The following is a 21,133-nucleotide window of genomic DNA, read 5'->3' as shown; positions in this document are numbered from 1 at the left end:
CAGGCAGGTTGCCTGCCTCATCTTCTTGCATTTGAGGCGGGTCAAAAAGACGAAATCACATGGGCAAATGAGCCCATCACATTGCCGCTCCGCAATCCCATGTCATCTCGTTTGTTGCCCTCGGCATCTTGCGCGGAAAACAGGCGGTCAGCCCTTCCCTCGGATACGATAGACGCATAATGAAATTCATGCCCGGCGAGCGGAGATGTCCAGGGCAACCCGCCAACGGGTTCCAGCATGCGATATCCGAGGTGACGCTTGCGATCCTCAAACGACGTCACCAAAGGCAATAGACCCAGCATACCGTGCCTCACTCCCGACGCGTCGATGAGACCTTCGCCGAGCGTCATGTAGCCACCGCATTCGCCGTAGATGAGTGTGCCCGCATTCGCAGCCTGCCGCATTCCTGACTTGAAGCCTTCAGCCCCTGCCAAGACCGCTGCATGGAGTTCCGGATACCCCCCTGGGAGAAATATCGCATCTGCATCCGGGCCTGGGGCTTCGTCGGCAACCGGTGAAAAGAAAGCGATTTCCGCACCCTTTCGTTGCCAATCGTGCAACAGGTGCGGATAGGAAAAAGCAAAGGCTACGTCGCGCGCCACCGCTATCTTCCGCCCCAGAGGCGGCGGCAGGTTCATCCGAATGGCTTCTGCAGCCGGAATACAGGTCGCCGCGCTTTCAATGGCAGCCAGATCAACATGTGTGCGGCAAAGCTCTGCCGCCGTTTCCAGAAACGTCTCCAGATCCTTGTGCTCACTCGCCTGCACCAGACCCAGATGTCTTTCCGGCAACGTCAATTCCATCGAACGCGGGATGGCCCCGAACACAGTCACACCCAGCGGTGCGAGCGCTGTACGAAGCATTGTTTCATGACGCGCACTGCCAACGCGGTTAAGGATTACACCTGCAATTTGAACATCGGGCCGGTAATTCTGAAACCCGAAAACCAGCGCTGCGACAGACTGAGCCTGCCTGGCACAATCAATGACAAGGATCACGGGAACAGTGAGGACCGCTGCAAGCTCGGCGGCGGATCCCTTCCCGTTCGCCGCGCCGTCGAACAATCCCATTGCGCCCTCAATCAGAAGCAATTCATGCCCTGCTGCCCGGTCCATCGCCAGGGCGCGCAGCGTATCGGTGTCCATCGCCCAGGCATCCAGGTTGATGCAGTGTTTGCTGCTGGCAGCTTCGTGAAACTTCGGATCGATATAGTCCGGACCGGATTTCGCTGACGCCACCAGACGACCGGCATTGCGGAGGGCTCTTAGCAGCGCGAGAGTAATCGTCGTCTTGCCGGCACCGGAGGAAGGTGCCGCAATCAACACCCCTCCGGGGTCCTGGGATGTCTCGCTATCCGGCATCTGCCGTTCGGTTCTTTGCGCGCAGATCCAGTGGATCGGATGTCAGTATCTTGCCAGACATGGCCCCGAGCCAATCCAGGCCATTGCGCAGTCGCACGACTTCTCCGACGCAGACTATCGCCGGAGGCTGGATATCGGCAGCTGCAGCATCGACCGCACAGCGACCCAGCGTCGTCTCCAGAACCTGTTGGCCGGCCAGGGAAGCATTGCACACGATACCCACAGGCTCGTCAACAGATCGCCCACAACTTATGAGTTTGCCGGCTATCGTCTCCAGATGTTTCATTGCCATGTACATGACTATTACCGGAGATCCCTTGGCAATCCCGTCCCAATTGATGGCATCGGGGGTCAAACCGGTCTGGTCATGACCGGTCAGGAACGTGACTGCCTGATTGCAGTCACGGTGAGTTGCCGGGATGCCCGCATAGGCGAGACCTCCGATACCGGCAGTGACACCCGGAATGATCCGGAACGGAACACCTGCCTCGACAAGACCGAGGGCTTCTTCGCCGCCACGCCCGAAGACGAATGGATCGCCGCCTTTCAAGCGAAGCACACGCTTTCCTGCGCGGGCATAATCGATGAGCTTCAGTGTGATATCGCGTTGTTTCGGACTGGGTTTGCCGCCGCGTTTGCCAGCAAAATCCGTCACCGCACCGGGTTTGACCCAGTCGAGAATGCTTCTGTCGACAAGAGCGTCATAAACAACAATATCCGCCTGGCGCAGACCGTTCACGGCGTGCAGCGTCAGGAGGCCGGGATCGCCTGGACCGGCACCGGCAAGCCACACCCAGCCAGATTCAAAAACCGGCAGGCCATCGGGAAAACTATTGTTCTTGTCAGTACCGTTCATGAATTCTGTTTATCCGGCATTTTCCGGAACGCCAAGCACCTGCGCGATGGAAAACACAAGGAATGCGACATTTCAGAGCAATGTCGCTCAGGAGCGCGCACCGGTCTGCAACATCAGCTATAGAGTCTGCATGTCGAGGAACGAACCGAAAGAACTGAGACGAGGCTGGACGACGGGCGCATGTGCAACGGCTGCGGCCAAGGCTGCCTATTGTGCACTCATAACCGGCACATTTCCCGACCCTGTTGAGATTTCCCTGCCAAGAGGCAGCACCGCCGATTTCATTCTCACCCGGCACAGTATTTCCGGTGATGTTTCCAGCGCGACCATCACCAAGGATGCGGGTGACGATCCTGACGTGACACATGGCGCCCTGATCACATCGACCGTGCGGATTTTGGAACCCGGATCGGGTGTCCGGTTCAAGGCCGGCGACGGTGTCGGCACGGTGACGCGGCCAGGCTTGCCGATCCCGCCGGGCGAACCGGCGATCAACCCGGTTCCGCGACAGATGATGCAGACAGCGATCGGGGAAGTCGCGGACAAATACGGCGCAACAGGTGATGTGGAAATCGAAGTCTCGATTGACGGCGGCGCGGAACTGGCGCTCAAGACAATGAACGGGCGTCTCGGCATCGTCGGTGGACTGTCGGTGCTTGGGACAACCGGTATCGTGCGCCCGTTTTCCTGTGCGGCCTGGATCGCTTCCATCCATCGCGGTATCGATGTCGCGCGCGCAATCGGTCTGACTCATGTCGTCGGCGCCACCGGAACGTCCTCCGAAGATGCGGTAAAGGCGCGATATTCTCTCGACGAGACAGCCTACCTGGATATGGGTGACTTTGCCGGTGGCCTGCTCAAGTACCTGCGCCATCACCCTGTCGACAGGCTGACCCTCGCCGGAGGGTTCGCCAAGTTCTCAAAGCTGGCGCAAGGTGCGCTCGACCTGCATTCAGCCCGGAGTTCCGTCGATTTTGCCTTTCTGCAGGACCTTCTTGCAGAAGCCGGTGCGTCTCCTTCTTCCATCGTCGATGCCGCCCAGGCAAATACGGCAAAGGAAGTACTCGACCGGTCACTGGAGGAAAATGTCGACCTGAGCGGTTTGCTGGCAAAACGAACAAAGCTGGAAGTCCGGAAAATTCTCAAGGGTGCGCCGGTTGCACTGGAAGTTCTGATAACCGATCGGCAGGGCAACGTCCTGGGAGAAAGCGGCTTTGACGGCACCTGATCACATCTTGCTGCTTGCGGGGACTTTCGAAGCCCGTCAGCTCGCCGAAAGGCTGAGCAGCACGTTTCCCGGACTGCACCTGACCGTTTCCTTCGCCGGCGTTGTCAGAGATCTGCCGGATCTTGGAGTGCCCACACGTATCGGCGGGTTCGGCGGGACAGCCGGGCTCGCAAAATTTCTTGAAGATGAGAGCGTCACCCTGGTCATCGATGCGACGCACCCTTTTGCGGCGCAGATGAGCCGCAATGCTTTTGAGGCCTGCTGCAACTGTCGACTGCCCCTTCTTCGCCTGGAACGCACGGCCTGGAAACCTCTCGAGGAAGACCGGTGGGAACCGGTTGTTTCGATAGAGGATGCGGTTTCAGCGCTGCCGTCTGCGTCCCGCGCATTCCTGGCAGTTGGACGCAAGGAAATCTCCCGTTTTTACCCTCGTTCGGACATTTTCGGTGTTGCGCGCATGATCGAGCCGCCTCGCCAACCTTTGCCGCCACAATGGGAACTGGTTCTGGCACGGCCATCAAGTTCGGCGGAGGAAGAGATGTCACTGCTGCGTAAGCGCGGCATCACGCATCTGGTTGCGAAAAACAGTGGTGGGGAACGGTCCTACGCCAAGATCGAAGCCGCTCGCAGACTGGGATTGCCGGTAATCATGATTGACCGGCCGAAACTGCCAAGGACAAAGACATCAACGACCGTCGCGGACACGGTTGAAAAAATACGCATTGTCCTGGCGAGCAATAGATCCTGAACGCGGTTCAGCGCGCTAGTTTTCTGTGTCTGACTTTCCAAATTTCAGTTTCAGAAGTGCGATGAAGAAACGCGGAATCCCTATGATGTACCTGCGAAACAAGCGGCGTGGTTCCTGCAACAGGCGGAACAGCCATTCCAGACCAATGGACTGTACGAATTTCGGTGCCCTGACGACTGAACCGGACATGAAATCGAACAATGCGCCGACGCCGATTGCCACCGTGGCATTCAGCCTGGCGCGATTTTCGACGATAAATTTCTCCTGCCGCGGATTGCCCATGCCGACAAGGAGCAGGTCCGGTCGGGCGCGATTGATTTGCTCGCAGACGTGCGAGCATTCAGCCAAGTCAAAATATCCGTTCCGGGCTCCAACAACATGGTGCATCGGATAGACCGTTTCGATGTGTTTTTTTGCAAGCTGAACGTGGCGGTCCGTCGCTCCCAGCAAAAAAATCTTCAGGGGAAATCCAACTTCCGTGAGAATATCCGGGATCAGATCTGTACCGTTCAAATTGTCCGGGAAAGGTTTCCCGTTCAAAAAACGACTTGCCAGGTCGACGCCGATTCCGTCGTTCAACAATGTCATGTGCCGAAGCGTTTCGGCAAATGCCGGATTATCCAAAGCGGTCAGTGTTGTGTGTGCATTGCAAATGGCGATGTCGAGCGGATAGCTCATCTGGACAGATGACCGCACAAGCTGAACAGCTTCCTCACTGCTCATCCTCAAGATCGCCAACGGACCGATTAGCGATGTACCGGCCCTGATCGGAAGATTCAGATCCACCTTATTCATCAAAGGAGAGCCACATGGTATTGAATGCACTTTATCCGTCTTGTCTTTGTTCAAGATTGAATTGTCTTATCTCGAATACAATTAAAATAACTTAATTCAGAAATGGCGCCGATATTATTATTAATACTTGGTTTTCGTGACACTCGATTTTCTAATTAACCTAGAAACTTCTTCTAAACGCTTGCTCGAAGTTGAGGCGGTTCCGATCTGCTTATTTGCGATGCGTTAATCATGTTTGTTTACCAATGAGGATGGTGACCGGTCTTCTGGCTAAGAACCCGGAAGATGGCGGTCATGAACTCGGCGTGCAGCGAATGCGACGAAACTGAAGACCGATGGCAGTATGATTGATTTGTCAGAGATACCGGCGATCCTGCGGCGCCACCTGGTCTGGTTGATCGTGTGCCCGATCGTCTTTGCGGTCCTTGCCCTCACCTACGCCGCTCTCAAGACGCCGGTCTACCAGACCAGCGCGGAATTGCTGGTGCAGCCGGACGGGGTTCAGATCATCGGCACAGATCCGACGGCGCCGGGCAGAAGCCAGACCTTGCAGGCGATGGATCTTGATAGCCAGACCTTCGTGATCCTGTCCGCGGGTGTCCTGAACGAAGTCGCCAACAACCTTAAGCTCGATAGCGATCCGGGTTTTTATCAGCCCGGCCTGCGAAACAGGCTGCTTTCTGTCATCGGAGGTGGCCTTTCCGGCAACTCCAGGTCTTCTTCCGATGTTCGGGCCGCAACGCTGGAAGCCCTGAGAGAGGCGATCAACGTCTTTCGGCTGGGCCGATCATTCGTCTTTTCGATCACTGTCAGCCATCCCGACCCCGAGCTGGCAGCGTCAATTGCCAACGAAACCGCCCGGGTCTACATCGAGCAAAACCGAAGCACCCGGACCGAAGCATTGGCCCGAGCCAGCACGACCCTGGGCAAGCAGGCGCAGCAATTGCGTTCACGCGTCGAAACAGCGGAAGCTGCGGTGGAAGCCTACAAGGCGCGACAAGGTTTGATCAGCACCTCCGGCGGGTCCGTCATCGACCAGCAGCTGGACGCGCTGAACACCCAAATCACCGATGCACGGGTCGAACTGGAGCGCGCAAAGTCTCTCTATGACCAGATGGCGCCCCTGACGCTGTCCGACGTGGAGGCAGGTGCGGTTCCGGGTGGCACAGAAAACACGGTCCTGAGCTCACTGAGGGTCCAATATGCCCAGGTGGCGCAACAGGTTGCAGAAGCCGCAACAACCCTTGGATCAAACCATCCAACGCTGCTTGAATTGCGTTCGCAACTATCAAATACGCAACGCGAAATACAAAGTGAGTTGCAGCGTATCAAGCAGTCTGTCCGCAACCGTTTTGAACAGGCCCAGTCGACAGTCAACGCTCTCGAGCTGCAGTCGAAAAATCTCCAGTCGCAGAATACGGTGCAGGGCAAGGCCCTGATCGAACTTCGGCAGCTGCAAAGTGAAGCCGGTGCGAGCCGGGCGGTCTACGAAGCCTTTCTGAAACGCTCCAGAGAACTTGAAGAACTTCCGGAGCTCGACACAAGCACGACCCGTATTTTGTCCGAGGCTCCCGTTCCGACCACTGCGAGCGGACCCAAGAAAATTCTCGTGCTTGGTGCCGCCCTGGTCTTCGGATTTGCTGTTGCGGCGTCGGGAGCGGTGTTGCTGACAGTTCTCAGGGGACCCATGATGTCCGAACGGCAACTTGTCACGCAAACAAGTGCCCCCATCCTGGCCAACCTGAACAAACCGGCGCAGGAAAGCGCGTCCCTGATAAGATTGCCGCATCTGGCCGGAACCGATCGAACACAGCTGGAGTCCAAGGCTGCAATCGCACGGGTTCGGGTCGCCTACGCACTCAGAAATGCAATCGCCTATAATCGCCCGGCCAACATCCTTGCTCTTTCGGTCGGACGCACCGGCGACACCTCCGAGTTTGTGCGCAGCGTCGCGGAAGAACTCCATGACATGGGTGAAGAGATCCTCTTTGCTCATACGACCAACAATCGCCAGGTCGAAAGCAAAGCCCCGCGCAAACCTCAACCGGTCACTCCGGGAATAGACGCCATTCAAACGATTGCCGCCAAGCTGTCGAGCTCAAGTGGCGCGGTGCCTCGGTCAGCCGGTGCCGCCGATGCGGCCGGTCTTGCCGGGTACCTTCGTGTGGAGCACATCGATCCTCGCAAGAAATATGCGTCAGGCGGCGATCTCGGCTCCGCAAATGAAGATATTCTGCTTGTCGACGCAGGGAACATCGATGAAAGCCCGATGCTGCCGGTTCTGCTACGGCATTGCGACGGCATCATTCTGATCACGGCAGTAGGAGACACCAACGAGACCGAGTTCGAGCACGCGGCCGCCTTCCTGGAACCCTGGTATGACCGGATCATCGGAAATGTTGTCCTCAGCGCTGCATGACCACCAGATTGCGGTCCCGACAGCACCGGACCTGGAGCGGACACAGTACCGGCTTTGGCTGAAAGCCGTCTACGCAGTGGTCGTCGGAACTCTTCTTTTCAATTTTGTCCTGGCCTTCGTGAACACCAATGTGTTCCGAATTTCCGAAAGCCACGTGATCCTGTCGGAAATGGCATTGCTTGCAGTCGCACTTTTCCTGATCTTCAGCCGCAACACCCTGCTGTTACTGATTTTACTGCTCTATTTCAGCTACATGGCGCTGATCCTCACCTTGCGACCCGAGCTGGATCTCAAGGCGATCCGCGATTTCCTGATCCCGATCGTCTTCTATTTGATCGGCAGGAACTTCAGACAAATCGAGGATGCGGACAGACTGGTGTGGATCAGTGCCCTTGTCGTCCTGTCGGTCGGGTTTTTCGAGTTTGTCTTTCTTGATGTCTATACCGGACTCGTGAGCATCTTCGACTATTACGTTGCCCGTGGGACGCTGAGTGCGGATGCCAATTTCATCGAAGGCTCCAATCTCTTTGTCTCCAGCACACGCGTAGACGGACGGAATTTTCTTGAATTCCTGGGGAATGTTCGTGCCTCGTCGGTATTCCTGGAACCTGTGACAATGGGCAATTTCGGCGCCTTCCTGTGCCTCTGGGCGCTTTTCCGTTCAGGTATGCGTTATCGCTCACTGATGTTTGCTGCCGCTTTCGCAGCCGTCATTCTCCCAGACGCCCGTTTTGGAATGTTCGTTTGCGTTGCAATGGTCGCCGCAGCGGTGGCCGGACTCTTTCTGCCCAGAGTGACCTGGTGGAGCTTGCCGCTGCTGATCGTTTTCGCACTCGGCCTCTACGGAGGCTGGTCGACACAGATCGGATGGAGTGACGATTTTGCAGGCCGACTGGTGCACGCAAGCCAGTTGCTGCAGAAAGTCACGCCGGAGATCCTGTTCGGTGTCGACGGAAATGTGCCGTTCCTTGCAGACAACGGCTTTGCCTATTCACTCGCGCAAATCGGCGCCATCGGTCTTATCGCCCTGTGGACCTGCTATGTTTTCGCACCTTACGAAGATCAGCGCGCGATACAGTTCAAGGCATTGGCCGCGACCTACATCGCGCTGCTCATGACAATTTCCAACTCATTTTATTCGATCAAGCTTGCTGCGCTCTTCTGGATAGTTGCCGGCGCGGCCGACGTTGTCCGCCTCTCAGCCGCAAAACCATCAAGGCGGCCATCAAAACCTTCGCAAGTTGCCGAATTCCCAGGATCTGAGCGCATGAAGCGAGCCTGACTGGCTGCATGGCGAGACTCAAGCTGCAAAGATAGACCGGTAGAGATCTTCATACTGGCGCGCCCGTGAAGGCCAGCCATATGCCCGGGCGGCATGAACGGCGTCTTCGCGCAGATCCGGTCGCTGTTCCAGCTCCAGATATTCCGACTTTACAACATCTGCTGCCTGACGAGGTTTCGAATAGTCAACCGTGCGAACAACCGAATGTTTCTCCGCAATGACCCTGAAGGCTTCATTGGCTTCAACAACGGGTATCAATCCCGCGCTTAGCGCCTCAATCAGGACGAGCCCGAAACCTTCATACTCGGACGCACTGACAAACAAACTGCACCGCGTGATCAAGTCGCTCAACTGTGTATTCGTCAACCCGACATGAACGTCGACATTACCGGACACTCCACGGGTTTCGGCCATTTGCAACAGCTCATTGCGCGTCAGATCAGACTCCATGCCAGCGATATCGAGATGCCAACGGGGATCTTCGGCACAAAGCACTGCCATCATTTCAATCAGGCATTCCAACCGCTTGTTCGAAGAAAATCGTCCAAGTGTGAGCAGTCTTCGTTCTGGATGAAGCGCGGCGGCGTTCCGGAATTTTTCAATCGCCACGCCGTTTTCAATTAGGACCGACTTTCCTGGAGATATCTTGTTGAACAAGTCAAGATCACTGGTGCTGCAACAAGCAAGCGCTGAATACTGCGACGCTGAAAAGCGCGTAAGCGTATTGAACCAGACAGATTTCAGCCTGGCGAAGTTTCGCGTATGAAAAAATCCGCCATGTGTCGTGGCCACCAGTTTCCGGCGATGTACCGGTCTCGTCATTGCAAGAAAGTCGAAAAAGAAATCGATTGCGTGGACATGGACCAGATCAGCATCAGAAATCTGCCCGAGTACCGAAGGAGCGAGCGGATACCGCGAACTGCCTGAATAGGGAATACGAACCACTTCAATGCCGTCGATGACATCGTGGTGCAAAAGACTTGTCCCCGGATCGGTGAACAGGCGGTCGAGTGTAACGATCCTGACGCTGGCGACCCGGTCTTTCTGCTGTAACGCCAGATTTCTGACGACATCCTCCAGCCCACCGATGCTCGGCGAATACTGCCTCACGGCGTGAACAATATTCTTTCCCGAAAGGCTCGTGGGGTTGCTTTCCGCGATGTCCGGCTGACCTATTGCGTCCATCCAAGTTATCCGGCGATACTCGCTAAGTGGTGTTATCAGGAACCACATTATCATCTGCCCATCAACAATACCTTTATCGCCAGTCCATTTGACGCAGAAGCCTCCGAAACAAACGCATGTTCAAGCCCACTTCCGCTCTTCCATCGTCTCCTCCTCGGCTTGCAGCTGCAATTCGTCCAGCGTTCTTCTTCTGGTTCATTTGCGCCCTGGTCCCACTGCCTGCATCAGTTCAGGCGACCACATGCCTGCGGGGCGTTAATATTGCCGGCGCAGAGTTCGGAGACCCGGGTTCCATTCACGGTCAGGGTTACATCTACCCTTCGGAAACAACACTCGACTGGGCGGCGCAACAGGAAATGACCGCGATCCGGCTTCCATTCCTCTGGGAACGCCTGCAGCCGGAGCTTTTCGGCAACTTCGATCCTGCCGAACTCGCACGCCTGCAGGTCACCGTTCAAGCTGCCAACAACCGTGGCCTGAGCGTTGTTCTGGACCTGCACAACTATGCCGAATACAGGGGTCAGCGGCTTGGAACCGGCACGGTCACGAGCGAAGCACTTGCCGATTTCTGGAGGCAGCTGCCTCCTTATTTCGCTGGAAACGACATGGTCGTCTTCGGCCTTATGAACGAACCCGCCGACATCACGGCCAAGACCTGGTTCGAGGGGGCACAGGCCGGTCTCGATGCGATTCGCGACAGCGGCGCGGATCAACTGGTACTGGTTCCGGGCACGATCTGGACAGGCGCATCACACTGGTTCGACGAACAGGAGGGAGGGTCGAACGCGGATCATTTCCGGAACATTTCCGACAAGGCGGACAATTTCGCTTTCGAGTTCCATCAATATCTGGATGAAGACTACTCCGGAACGCATGCATCCTGCCCACGCACGCAAGATGCGCTCAGCGCACTCGAAAAGGTAACTGACTGGATGAGAGACCACGATTTCAAGGGTTTTCTCGGTGAATTTGGTGGCAGCCAGTCGGAAGATTGCCTGGAGGGTCTCAAGGACGTTGCCGGATATCTCAACAACAATCACGATACATGGATCGGCTGGACGGCATGGGCCGCTGGCGACTGGTGGGGAGACTATCCCTTGTCCCTGCAACCGTCCGCAGATGGTGAAAAGCCTCAAACTGTGGCGCTTAAACCGTTTTTCAACGGCTTTTCCGGCCAATGTGAATGAATGGAGCTCAATAAACACGTACATGCGTTGAAAGGTCTTTGAATGCCTGAGGAAATCCTGCTGGTTTCACGGCACGACTACCGGACCGGGTGGCGCGCAAACCTGCATTTTCTTGCCGATGCCTATCGCGACCTCGGCTGCAATGTCCGTTTCGTGTCCACCGGCTTCAGCCCGCTGTCGCTTCTTTCGACCGATCACCGCAAGGGTTTGTTTTGGGCCGGCAACACGTGGCAGAACATAAACGGTGTCGATTGTTACCTCTGGCGCTCGATCATTCATCCGTTCGGCAAGGGTCTGGGCAACCTCAAGTCCCTGACCAGTGGCTTGTTCAAATGGTGGATCAACTCGACATGCAACGCCCTGGACGACGCTGCAGCATCTGCAGACGTCGTCATTGTCGAGTCGGGCATCTCGGCGAGCCTGGTCGGACGTATCCGCCGCTCTGCTCCAAAGGCGAAAATCATCTACCTTGTGTCTGACCTGCTCGAAACTGTGGGGGCACATCCATTCATCGAAGAACAGCTCTTCCGGGACAGGGACGCCATCAGCCACATCGTGGTCGTTGCACGGGCGATGGCGGCGCATTTCGAACCGTATCATCGGCCCGTTCATTTCATACCGCACGGATTGTCGAAATCCGAATTCGACAATATAGGTCCAAGCCCCTATTCGGCAGGCAGGAACGTCGTCACCGTCGGTTCGATGTTGTTCGACCCCGGTTTCTTCCATGTCGGTGCCAGGAGTTTTCCGGACGTCCAGTTCCATCTCATCGGAACGCCACAGATGGAAGAGAAACCCGATAACGTAACGGAATACGGCCGCATGCCATTTGACCAGACACTGCCGTTCCTGAAGCATGCAGATGCTGGCATTGCCCCTTATCACGATCAGGACCATGCCGAATACCTGTCCGATTCCAGCATGAAGCTCATGCAGTATGACTACCTGCAGCTACCGGCAATCTGCCCGGACTTCGCGGCCGGCGACAAAGTGAACCGGCACGGGTACCGACCGGGAAACGAACCGTCGATCCGGACTGCCATTGAAAACGCCCTGCAGGCGCCATTCAAAGCAAACACAACCGAAATGCTTGACTGGAAGGATGTGGCAACAAGATATATTGAACTCTAGGGCACGGTTTCTGGTAATCAATCATCAAATCTTAATTGCTCATATCTATAAGTTGTTTCTGCTTGTACGACGGCAAATAACGTAAAATCCGGTGCGGAATCGCGGATACCGGAAACCGTTAGGGCACCAACAAAAAGACACGCCAACGGAATAACTGCGATGGGCCCCACCTGATGGCATCCATGTTGCGAATGTCAGTTGTGAATACTTCAGCCGGCATGCTGTCGATGATCGCAGGCTTTGTCTGCAGCATCATCGTTGCCAGAACCCTTGGTGTGGATGGAACCGGTATCGTTGCCTATGCGTTGTGGTTCATGTCGGTGGCCACGCTTGTTGCGGATCTGGGCATGCCCCAGGCGACATTGCGCTTCATTGCTCGGGACACCGACGGCAGTCCGGAACTGAGAAGCGGCTTGTTCCGCAGATTGTTTTTCCGCTTTGCATCGGCGTCCGTCGTGGCTGCGCTCGCAATGGCCTGTTACGCTTTCTGGCTGCTTCAGCGCGGTCTGGTCGAAAACGCGACTGTCTGGTTCGTCACCATCGCCCTCTATCTCAGCTATGCCTATTCGACCATGGCGATCGGAGCGGCCCAGGGACTGGGGCAATTCGACCGGGCGGCGCACCGGACGCTGGTCGGCTGTCTGATCCAACCTTTTGCCGTTCTGGGTGGTGCTCTCGCTTTCGGACCTGCGGGAGCCATTCTCGGACACGCGCTCCGGCATCTGCCGCAAGCAATGGACCTGAAATCCTATCTGGCAAAACGACCCTCCGAAAGAAAACCAATTCCAGCTGAAATCCGCAGGTATGCGAAAAACAACTGGATTTCAGGGAGTATCCTTGCGTTGTTCGGAGCGCGGATCGAGCTGGCGATCATCGGGTTCTTTTTTTCGATCACCCAGGTTGGTTTTTATTCCATCGGCCTGACGATGGCCGGCATGATCGCTCAGCTGGCGCTCTTCATTGTCGCGTTTGTGGTTCCCAAATTCGGGGAGTTGCACGATCAGGCGAACGACCGGGCCTTTGCCGATGCCTTCGAGAGAACAATCCGGTGGTTGTCCATCGTCATTGCACCAATCACGATCGGTGGAGCCGCAATTGCTCCCGAACTCATCCCTCTTGTCTTTGGTTCCGACTTCTCTCCAGCCGTCGGTCCGGCGGTGATACTGCTTGTCTTTTCCATTGCTCAGGCGCTGGCCGCAGTTCTTTCCCGCGCAATTCTCGCAAAGAACCGCAGCTCCGATGAACTTCGAATGTCACTTGTCTGGTGCGGCCTTTCGATTGTGGCCCTGATGATCGTTATTCCATCTTTCGGACAAACAGGCGCTGCATGGACGAGAGGCGCTGTGAATACTCTTCTGCTGGGCATTCTCACGATCTATTGCAGCCGTGTGCTCAACCTCCACGTTCCGGTTCTGACACTGACAAAGAGCATTTCAGCCGCCGCCCTTTGCGCTGCAGCCGCTCTTGCCGTTCTGCAATTTGTCTCCGGCATTCCGGGTCTCGTTCTGGCGGTGATGGCTGCCGTACCGGTCTATATCGTCGCGCTGCTCATGCTGCGAACGGTGCCCTCGTCCGAACTTGAACCGCTTGCGAACGAGGTCAGGTCCCGTCTTGGGTTGAATAACTTCTCCTGAGGCCCTGCACGATCCAAAACTGCGGAGGTCATCGGTGACCGGAGTTTCTCCCGAAGCCGTTTAAGCAGTTATTAGCCAGACTTTTTTATGGTGAAGGTGGTCCGGGGTCCACGGGGCCGCATCGATACAGATCGCAGGCGACCACGACACAGGATCATTGGGCTCGTCTCATGGGACGAAGACCGCCGCTCGTTGCCTTAACAAAGAAGATTGTTCCAAGTCATGACTATCGAAACCGCATTTGGCCATCGGTCCGGCCCTCTCTCGAATGCGCTTGGCCGGATCTTTTCCACGAACGTCGTGAACACCATCTCCGTAGGTGTCTTTTCCCTGATCGTACTGGGTACACTCGCGCTCGCCTATTTCAATCCCGTCTACAACTGGGACATTCTGGCGTATGTCGGTATCGCCGTGGAAGACAGGCTTGAAACGGCGGAAGAAATTCATGCAACCGCCTACAAGGAAGTTCAGGATGCCGCGTCCGATCTTCAGTTCTACAAGGTAACAGCGAGCATTCCCTACCGCGTCGGGCAGTACGAGAATCCGGAGCACTTCGTCTCCCTGTTTCCCATGTATCGCGTGAAGGTTGCCTATACCGAGGCCATCAAGATACTCGGGGATGTGGCTGGGCATGTCCATGCCACAACCATCATCTCGACCGCTTCAGCTGCGCTTGTCGGGTTCATCATCATCGTCTGGAGTTTTCGTCGGGACTTCGTGCAGGGCTTGCTTGTTGTCGGACCTGTCGCCATCCTGATCGGATACGTGTTTTCAGCTCGTGAAGCGACACCCGACCTCATGATGGCCGTCTTCAGTCTCCCGGCCATTTACTTCGTCTGCCGCGAAAAGCCGCTCTTTGCCGCACCGTTTCTTTATCTGATGTTTCTCGTGCGTCCGGACGGCGTCCTCTTGTTTTTCGCTCTCCTGCTGGCTTCGCTTGCACTCGGCAAACACAGGCTGATTTATCTCGGTCTGTTCGTCGCCTGCGTCTTCCTGTATTTTCCCGTCGTGGGATCCGCAGACCATCCCGGCTGGTGGACACACTTCTATTTCTCGAACATCGAATACCAGGACGATATGCGCGGGTTTGCTCCGGCGTTTGACGCAACCCTTTACGTGAAGGCGCTTGTCGTCAATCTCGCCAGAACCGTGCAGGCTTATGACTGGTTGATGCTTCTCGCGGTTTTCCTGTTCGGATTCGTTCTGCTGGTACGCAGTGGCAGGGAGATCTCCAAGGGGCAGTGGATCGCGGTGATTGCGCTGACACTTTGCATCGGTGGGAAGTTCGTTACCTTCCCGCTTCCGGACGACCGGATCTATCTGCCGTACATGCTGCCTCTGTTGCTGGTGCTGATGGAAATCTGGAGGCCGGAATTCTCATATCCGGCTGAAAGGATCAGGTCGGATCAGTAGGGGTGCCTGATCGCGATCCTGGAAGCAATAAACGCCGCCCGATGAGGGCGGCGCTTTGGTTTGTAATCCTGTGCTCGACACAGAGCGTTGAGACGGCAAATGCGCGTCACATGCCGCGTTGAATTCAAGCGCTCTTGCGGGACCTGAACAGCGCCAGACCACCAAGGGCCGACAGGAGAAGTACGGCGCCAGCTGGTAGCGGAACAACCGTGGCATGGACTGACCAGTATCCGTCTTCGATGGGGGGCAAGCTGCCTGCTGTTGCATCGACCTGGAAGGAATATGTTCCTGCTCCCAGAACACCGAGCCAGCTAGGCCCTCCGGTCCCACTGAAACTAAATGTATTTCCGGCCCAATTAAAATCACCGTCAAAAAGGCTACCGGCATGGGGTGCCCATCTAAAGGAGATATTGTAGGCCTTATCCAGGGTCATGGTCCAGCCGTCTTTGAAGTTGGTGCTGCTCGCATGTCTGACGGTGCCGAAAATGTTAGTATCGCCTACAAGGCTAAACGACGGATTCCCGGTTCCATTGCTGAAATCATCGTACAAGGGTGTACCGCCCGGCGCCCACGGGTTAAGCGGTTTGGGGCCATTTTCCTGAACGTTGCCGGATATGTTGCCCGAAATCGGGGCCGCATTTGCTATTCCTGCGGTTGCCAATGGGATAGCCACTGCTGCGGCCAATGCTAAGCCAAGAATTCTCATGTGAAGCTCCTACCAATACAAAATCTGCCCCAAATGTAAAAGACCGAGTTTCCTTAGATGAAACTTTCTCTTTTCATGCGGAATATTAACATATTATTAACTCTAAGGAAATGTTCGCATTGAAATAAAAAACATTACAGAACAATGGGTTACATGTTTACCCTGCAATCTCTGCATTATCCGGCGGACGCTCAAGCTTCAGGCGATATTTTTTCAGCGAGTCCGCTCTGGAGAAAATCACCCCACACGCCTGGATGGCGTTGGTACACACCGCAATGCAATCTGTCGTTTCACCAGATGGCATTTGCCTGATTTTCGCTCGTCCGAGACATTGCTCGCACTCAGCAAAAAACACAGGCTCACGCATCTTGCGATCGACACGTTTCACCGTGTTGTGGTGCTTGTCGTCAATCTGGCCATATTCCTGACGGCGTGTGGCTGGCTGATGTTTCCGGCGGTCTCGTACTGCCGGTCAGACGCAGCAGGGTGATACCCACGAGATGATGGTTCGCGGTGACCTGCCCGACGCTCTTCGTCGGCGGCACGTTCGTCTCATTCCACCTCCCGCACGAGCAGATCCACCCAGCTGCGAACTGCCGTTGTTTACGATGCCCGTTGAAAGGTGATCCAAGTTCTCAATCGGCCGCGCGAGGTCGTGGAACGATTTGGGCGGATTCGGAGCGCAACCTAACCCATCTGAAATCAAAAGGCCCGCTCGATCTGAGCGGGCCTTTCAACTTGTTCTCCAACCGGCGGCAGCATGAAGCGCTCCGGCATCCGGCAGTCTGCCGGTTATCCCTTTTGCGACTTGATAAAGCCATTGACGATGCTGACGATCCCCTTCGACAGGAGGTCATCAAGAGCGTCACAGAACGTGTCGACGTTCTCTGAGGTGCAGACCAGCGGCGGCTCGAGTCGGATCACATTTCGGTTGTACTCGGTAAAGGCAACCAGGATGTCATAGTCCCTGAGAAGCTGCGCGCCGATAAATCCCGACAGCGATCCCTTCAGCTTGTCATCCAGAAGGGAAATCATCGGTCTCAGCACTGCCGGCATCGTCTTGGAAAAGTCCTGGAACTCCAGCCCCACCATCAGGCCCTTGCCGCGCACGTCCTTGATGATTTTCGGGTAATTTTCCTGAAGAGCCTTCAGACGGGAAATCAGATGGTCACCGACACGCGCGGCGTTCTCGATCAGGTCTTCATCGTAAAGAACATTCAGACCTTCGATCGCGGTGATGCTTGCCTCGCCTATTCCACCGAAGGTGGCCTGGGCATGGATCATCGCCGTTTTCGGCGACCCGTAGGCCTTCATGTAGACCTCGCGTTTTGCGATCATCGCTCCGACGGCGGCCTTGCCGGCGCCGAGAGACTTGGCCAGCGCAGTCACGTCCGGAACAACACCATAGTGTTCGAATGCATAGAACTTTCCGGTGCGGCCATAGCCGCATTGAACCTCGTCGGCGACCCAAAGAACATCGTGTTTGTCACACAGGGCCCGCACGCCCTTCCAATAGCTTTCCGTGGCGGAAATGATGCCGCCGCCGCCCTGGACCGTTTCCAGCACGACAACGCCTATGTCCGGATCCGATTCAATTGCGCGGGTCAGAGCCTCCAGATCTCCAAACGGAACCTTGATGCGGTTCTCCACCAGCTTGAAATTGCCCTGGTAGAGGTCGGAGTCCGTGATTGACAAGACGCCCTTGGTCTTGCCGTGGAAGGAGTTCCCGGCGTGAACGATCTTGCAGTTCGGCCGACCGGAGGCCCGTTCCGCGACTTTGACCGCGGCCTCCATCGCTTCAGACCCAGAAGACCCGAGAAACACCATGTCCAGTTCACCGGGAGAACAGGCTGCCAGGTTCTTTGCCAGCGCAGACGCGTATTGCGACAGAAAGGCAATCGCGATCTCGTGTCGACCTTCGTCCTGAAATTTCTGACGGGCTGCAATCACGCGCGGATGGTTGTGACCGTGCGCCAGGGAACCGAAGCCACCGAAAAAGTCCAGGATCTTTCGTCCGTTCTGATCGACATAGTACATGCCTTCGGCAGTCTCGATCTTGACCTTGTGAAATCCGAGCAGCTTCATGAAGTGAAACTGCCCCGGATTGATGTGCTCCTTGAAAAGATCTGCCATCGACTGGGGATCAAGGGCTTTTGCCTCTTCGACCGTCAGAAGATCCGGCTTTGCGGTGTTCACGGGTTCGGCGTCAACATCGACTTCGGAGAATTCGGGGCGGATCGCGGTATTCTGCAACATCTGGAATTCCTATTCTGCGGGCTGGGCCGTGCCGTGGTCGACGCTGGTTCCGTCTTCTTTTTGTGTGCGATATTCGTCATATGCGGCAATGAGCATGTCTTCGTCCCGATACGCGGGAACCCAGCCGAGGTCACGTTCGCCCTTTGAAACGTCCAAAACGCACATTTCGTCAGCAATCAGGTACTGTTCGGGATCCATCAGGGGCAGATTGATCGCGTCCAGAAAATCGAGGGTCCGCTTCACGGCAAATCCCCATGTGGGCAGCAGGATCGACCTTGAATTTGCGTGCTTGACCAGATCGCCGAGCAATTTCCTGACAGGTGGCGGATCAATGGAACCCAGATTGTAGGCCTGGTTCGGTACGCCCGCCTTCCAGGCCTTGTAGGCCGCATCCGCGCAATCATAGACCGAGATGAACTGGTAGGGATTTTTCCCCGATCCGATCATGGGCACGGGCAAGTTCATGTCGATCAGCTTGAAGAGCTTGGTGAGGATACCAAGGCGGCCAGGACCGATGATAAGCCTTGGCCGGAAGAGCGTGATATTCATTCCCCGTTCCCGCCACTCGGCCGCCAGAATTTCGGTATCCAGCTTCGACTGCCCATATTCGCCGAGCGGTGCGACGCGATGATCTTCTGTCATCGGAAACGTGACCGTATGGCCATAAACCATGTCGGTCGTATAGTGCACCAGCTTACCCGCACCGGCACGGTCCATCGCCTCGATGATGTTCTTTGTGCCGTCAAAGTTGACCGGATAAAAGAAGTCGTGCCGCTTTGAACGCACCTGGATCGGCGACAGCATTTTCGCCGAGAGATTGTAGACCATATCTTCGCTGCTTATCGGCACGGCAGCGACGGCCTCGGGATCCGTTACGTCGCAATCGACAATCGTTGCATTGGCATAAAGATGCCGATGGCTGTCCGCGATGTCGGCGACGATGACTTCCTCGCCGTCCTCAAGCAGGCGCTTTGCAAGCTGCCGGCCGACAAAGCCGTCACCGCCAAAAAGGATATGTTTCACTTCGAGGTCTCCTCAAGAGCAGCTGTTTGAACCTTGGTGGATGTTCCGGCACGATCGTGGTTGGATCCGCCCTGTGCGATGAAGACCGTTCCGACACAAATCAGAGCAATGCCGAAAACGCGCATCGCGTTCAGATCTTCCTGAAAAATGAAATAGGCGTAGACGGCGACCACGACGTAGGCGAGCGACAAAAACGGATAGGCGTAGGACAGTTCCACCTTCGACAACACGTATAGATGAGACGCCATGGAAATCACGAACGTGCACAGCCCCAGGAACACAAAGGGCGAGAAGACGACCTGCAGCAGTTTGATGATCAGATTGCTATGCAACGTGCTGAAGTCACCGATCCGGACCATGCCGTATTTCAACAGGATCTGCGCAGCGGCGTTGGTCAGAACTGTAAACAATATGAAAGGAAGGTAGGTATTCATGCAGGGCCATCTCCGCGCGCGCTCGATGTATCAGCGAGATTATTCAACGAATTCAATTATTTTGTCTTAATTTTAAACTTGCTCCAACAACCCAATTCGACATGAATAATTAATTGTCACCAAGAACTATTGTTCTTACTAATAATTTTAACTCTTGGTTTACTTAATATTTTCATTGCAATGCTGTTCGTCGCCAGAAATCTGAAAGCAGCATGGGGTCTCGCAGCAATTCAAGACGCTGCCACTCCGGAAACGAGGCCTTGAAGGTTGCAGCCGACATTCGCCGGTCCTTGTACGGATTGACCGCACCGCCGGCGGCAAGTGTCACTTCGTCGAGTTTTTCCAGGAGCCGGTACGTCGAAGCTCCCTTGTCCGGAAAGTCCAGTGTTAGCGTGAAACCTGCGTGCGGAAAGCTCATGAATCCGGGACTTTTCATTGACCCAAAGCGTTTGAGAACCGTCAGGAACGAACCGTGCCGACTGGCCTGAGTGCACTCCAGGAGGGTTTTGACAGTCTCAAAACCCTGACTTTCCGGGATCACGCTTTGATGCTGATGAAGCCCGCGAGGACCATAAAGGCGATTCCAGCTGCCAATGCTATCAAGCGGAAAAAAGAAGGTGTCGAACGGAACGCGTTTCGAAGACGTCCCCTCCGGTGCATTCCGGAAATAGGTTTCGTTGAACATCCTCAAAAACGGACCCTGGAGCGGGCTGATCGGTGGCGTGAACGGTATGCTCAGTCTCGATGCGGCTCCGGTTGCAGGATGTCCCCCCGTCTGTTCGTGATCACCTGCGATCAGGTGACCGCGCCCGAAACGCCCTCCCTTGCTGAGAGAGTCGATCCAGGCGACAGCATATTCGTGTGTTTCGTCAATCCCCGGCGCGAGCTCGAAATAGGCTTCCAGATTGTCGAAGCGTGTTGTCTCCTGTCTGATCCACGACGAGCCTGCCTTCATGAGTTGCAACGAGGCCTTGCGGATCAGCCCCGTCAGGCCCAGTCCGCCAATCGTCGCTTCAAAGAGCCCTGTTTCATCACCCTGGTGCAGCACAAGGCTTCCCGCGTCGGAACGATCCAGGTGGATCTCGGTGACATGGCAACCGAAGGTGCCTTTCCGGTGATGATTCTTGCCGTGAATATCATTTGCGATCGCACCGCCAAGGGTCACGAATTGCGTCCCGGGAAGAACCGGCGGAAACCAGCCATGGGGTGCGACTGCATCAATCAGGTCGGAAAGCAGAACGCCGGCTTCTGCCTCGACAATTCCCGTGACCCGGTCAAATGACAGGATGCTGTTCGAACTTCGGTTCGCAATCGCAGTTCCCGATGCGTTCAGACAGCTGTCTCCGTAACTGCGGCCGTTACCGAATGGCAAAATGCTCCCTGCCGGTCTATCCGATTTCAGAAAGTCCTCGGGCTCAAGGAGATCCGGCGCTTCGACCTTCAGTCCACCCCAGCTCTGGATATGATTTGTCACG

At 55.7% G+C, this 21,133-nt stretch carries 18 protein-coding genes; 9 read left to right on the top strand and 9 right to left on the bottom strand.

The features are described from left to right. Window positions 1-41: 41 nt before the first annotated feature. Window positions 42-1,361, bottom strand: coding sequence for a cobyrinate a,c-diamide synthase (locus ACO6TI_RS10345; RefSeq protein ID WP_422384894.1), 1,320 nt, complete (start codon window positions 1,359-1,361; stop codon window positions 42-44). Next, complete coding sequence (gene cobA / locus ACO6TI_RS10340; protein WP_055120283.1) at window positions 1,351-2,217, bottom strand: uroporphyrinogen-III C-methyltransferase; 867 nt, start codon at window positions 2,215-2,217, stop codon at window positions 1,351-1,353. The genes ACO6TI_RS10345 and cobA overlap by 11 nt, the downstream gene beginning before the upstream one ends. Window positions 2,218-2,347: 130 nt before the next feature. Between cobA and ACO6TI_RS10335 the strand changes: the two genes are divergently transcribed. After that, window positions 2,348-3,445, top strand: a complete 1,098-nt coding sequence (locus ACO6TI_RS10335) for a cobalt-precorrin-5B (C(1))-methyltransferase (RefSeq protein ID WP_422384893.1) — start codon at window positions 2,348-2,350, stop codon at window positions 3,443-3,445. Then, on the top strand, window positions 3,432-4,193 hold the full coding sequence (locus ACO6TI_RS10330; protein WP_422384892.1) for a cobalt-precorrin-6A reductase: 762 nt from the start codon (window positions 3,432-3,434) through the stop codon (window positions 4,191-4,193). Before ACO6TI_RS10335 ends, ACO6TI_RS10330 begins: the two co-directional genes overlap by 14 nt. Window positions 4,194-4,208: 15 nt before the next feature. Here the strand turns inward: ACO6TI_RS10330 and ACO6TI_RS10325 are convergent, their stop codons facing one another. Continuing rightward, window positions 4,209-4,979 (bottom strand): WecB/TagA/CpsF family glycosyltransferase, encoded by a 771-nt coding sequence (locus ACO6TI_RS10325; RefSeq protein WP_209012200.1) that lies wholly within the window; start codon window positions 4,977-4,979, stop codon window positions 4,209-4,211. A gap of 352 nt (window positions 4,980-5,331) precedes the next feature. Between ACO6TI_RS10325 and ACO6TI_RS10320 the strand changes: the two genes are divergently transcribed. Both ACO6TI_RS10320 and ACO6TI_RS10315 read left to right on the top strand, forming a co-directional pair. Then, complete coding sequence (locus ACO6TI_RS10320; protein ID WP_196998960.1) at window positions 5,332-7,407, top strand: GumC family protein; 2,076 nt, start codon at window positions 5,332-5,334, stop codon at window positions 7,405-7,407. Next, window positions 7,367-8,689, top strand: coding sequence for a UDP-phosphate alpha N-acetylglucosaminyltransferase (locus tag ACO6TI_RS10315; protein ID WP_196998959.1), 1,323 nt, complete (start codon window positions 7,367-7,369; stop codon window positions 8,687-8,689). The genes ACO6TI_RS10320 and ACO6TI_RS10315 overlap by 41 nt, the downstream gene beginning before the upstream one ends. A gap of 18 nt (window positions 8,690-8,707) precedes the next feature. On the opposite strand, the gene ACO6TI_RS10310 is transcribed toward ACO6TI_RS10315, so the two are convergent. Next, window positions 8,708-9,874, bottom strand: coding sequence for a glycosyltransferase family 4 protein (locus ACO6TI_RS10310; protein ID WP_196998958.1), 1,167 nt, complete (start codon window positions 9,872-9,874; stop codon window positions 8,708-8,710). Between the two features lie 116 nt (window positions 9,875-9,990). Between ACO6TI_RS10310 and ACO6TI_RS10305 the strand changes: the two genes are divergently transcribed. From ACO6TI_RS10305 to ACO6TI_RS10290, 4 genes are all read left to right on the top strand, one after another. Continuing rightward, window positions 9,991-11,061 (top strand): glycoside hydrolase family 5 protein, encoded by a 1,071-nt coding sequence (locus tag ACO6TI_RS10305; RefSeq protein WP_422384891.1) that lies wholly within the window; start codon window positions 9,991-9,993, stop codon window positions 11,059-11,061. A gap of 42 nt (window positions 11,062-11,103) precedes the next feature. Continuing rightward, window positions 11,104-12,192 (top strand): hypothetical protein, encoded by a 1,089-nt coding sequence (locus ACO6TI_RS10300; protein WP_196998956.1) that lies wholly within the window; start codon window positions 11,104-11,106, stop codon window positions 12,190-12,192. A gap of 200 nt (window positions 12,193-12,392) precedes the next feature. Next, entirely contained in the window at window positions 12,393-13,826 is a 1,434-nt protein-coding gene (locus tag ACO6TI_RS10295) for an oligosaccharide flippase family protein (protein ID WP_196998955.1), read from the top strand. A 222-nt stretch (window positions 13,827-14,048) separates the two neighbouring features. After that, window positions 14,049-15,239 (top strand): hypothetical protein, encoded by a 1,191-nt coding sequence (locus tag ACO6TI_RS10290; protein ID WP_422384890.1) that lies wholly within the window; start codon window positions 14,049-14,051, stop codon window positions 15,237-15,239. A gap of 124 nt (window positions 15,240-15,363) precedes the next feature. Here the strand turns inward: ACO6TI_RS10290 and ACO6TI_RS10285 are convergent, their stop codons facing one another. After that, complete coding sequence (locus ACO6TI_RS10285) at window positions 15,364-15,945, bottom strand: VPLPA-CTERM sorting domain-containing protein (protein WP_196898353.1); 582 nt, start codon at window positions 15,943-15,945, stop codon at window positions 15,364-15,366. A gap of 304 nt (window positions 15,946-16,249) precedes the next feature. On the opposite strand from ACO6TI_RS10285, the gene ACO6TI_RS10280 reads away from it, so the two are divergent. Continuing rightward, the gene (locus ACO6TI_RS10280) at window positions 16,250-16,435 is read left to right on the top strand and encodes a hypothetical protein (protein ID WP_196998953.1); all 186 of its coding nucleotides are present in this window, start codon (window positions 16,250-16,252) and stop codon (window positions 16,433-16,435) included. 302 nt (window positions 16,436-16,737) lie between these two features. Here the strand turns inward: ACO6TI_RS10280 and ACO6TI_RS10275 are convergent, their stop codons facing one another. The 4 genes from ACO6TI_RS10275 to ACO6TI_RS10260 form a co-directional block, all read right to left on the bottom strand. Then, complete coding sequence (locus ACO6TI_RS10275) at window positions 16,738-18,201, bottom strand: aspartate aminotransferase family protein (RefSeq protein ID WP_422384889.1); 1,464 nt, start codon at window positions 18,199-18,201, stop codon at window positions 16,738-16,740. A 9-nt stretch (window positions 18,202-18,210) separates the two neighbouring features. Next, window positions 18,211-19,224, bottom strand: coding sequence for an NAD-dependent epimerase/dehydratase family protein (locus tag ACO6TI_RS10270; protein WP_422384888.1), 1,014 nt, complete (start codon window positions 19,222-19,224; stop codon window positions 18,211-18,213). After that, window positions 19,221-19,658, bottom strand: coding sequence for a transporter (locus ACO6TI_RS10265; protein ID WP_055120305.1), 438 nt, complete (start codon window positions 19,656-19,658; stop codon window positions 19,221-19,223). Before ACO6TI_RS10265 ends, ACO6TI_RS10270 begins: the two co-directional genes overlap by 4 nt. 172 nt (window positions 19,659-19,830) lie before the next feature. Continuing rightward, window positions 19,831-21,132, bottom strand: coding sequence for an FAD-binding oxidoreductase (locus tag ACO6TI_RS10260; protein WP_196891533.1), 1,302 nt, complete (start codon window positions 21,130-21,132; stop codon window positions 19,831-19,833). Window position 21,133: the final 1 nt, after the last annotated feature.

The organism is Roseibium album, assembly GCF_965233825.1.
Taxonomy (GTDB): Bacteria; Pseudomonadota; Alphaproteobacteria; order Rhizobiales; family Stappiaceae; genus Roseibium; species Roseibium album.
Note: the sequence above shows the minus strand (reverse complement) of the source record. Positions and strands in the feature narration are given on the sequence as shown.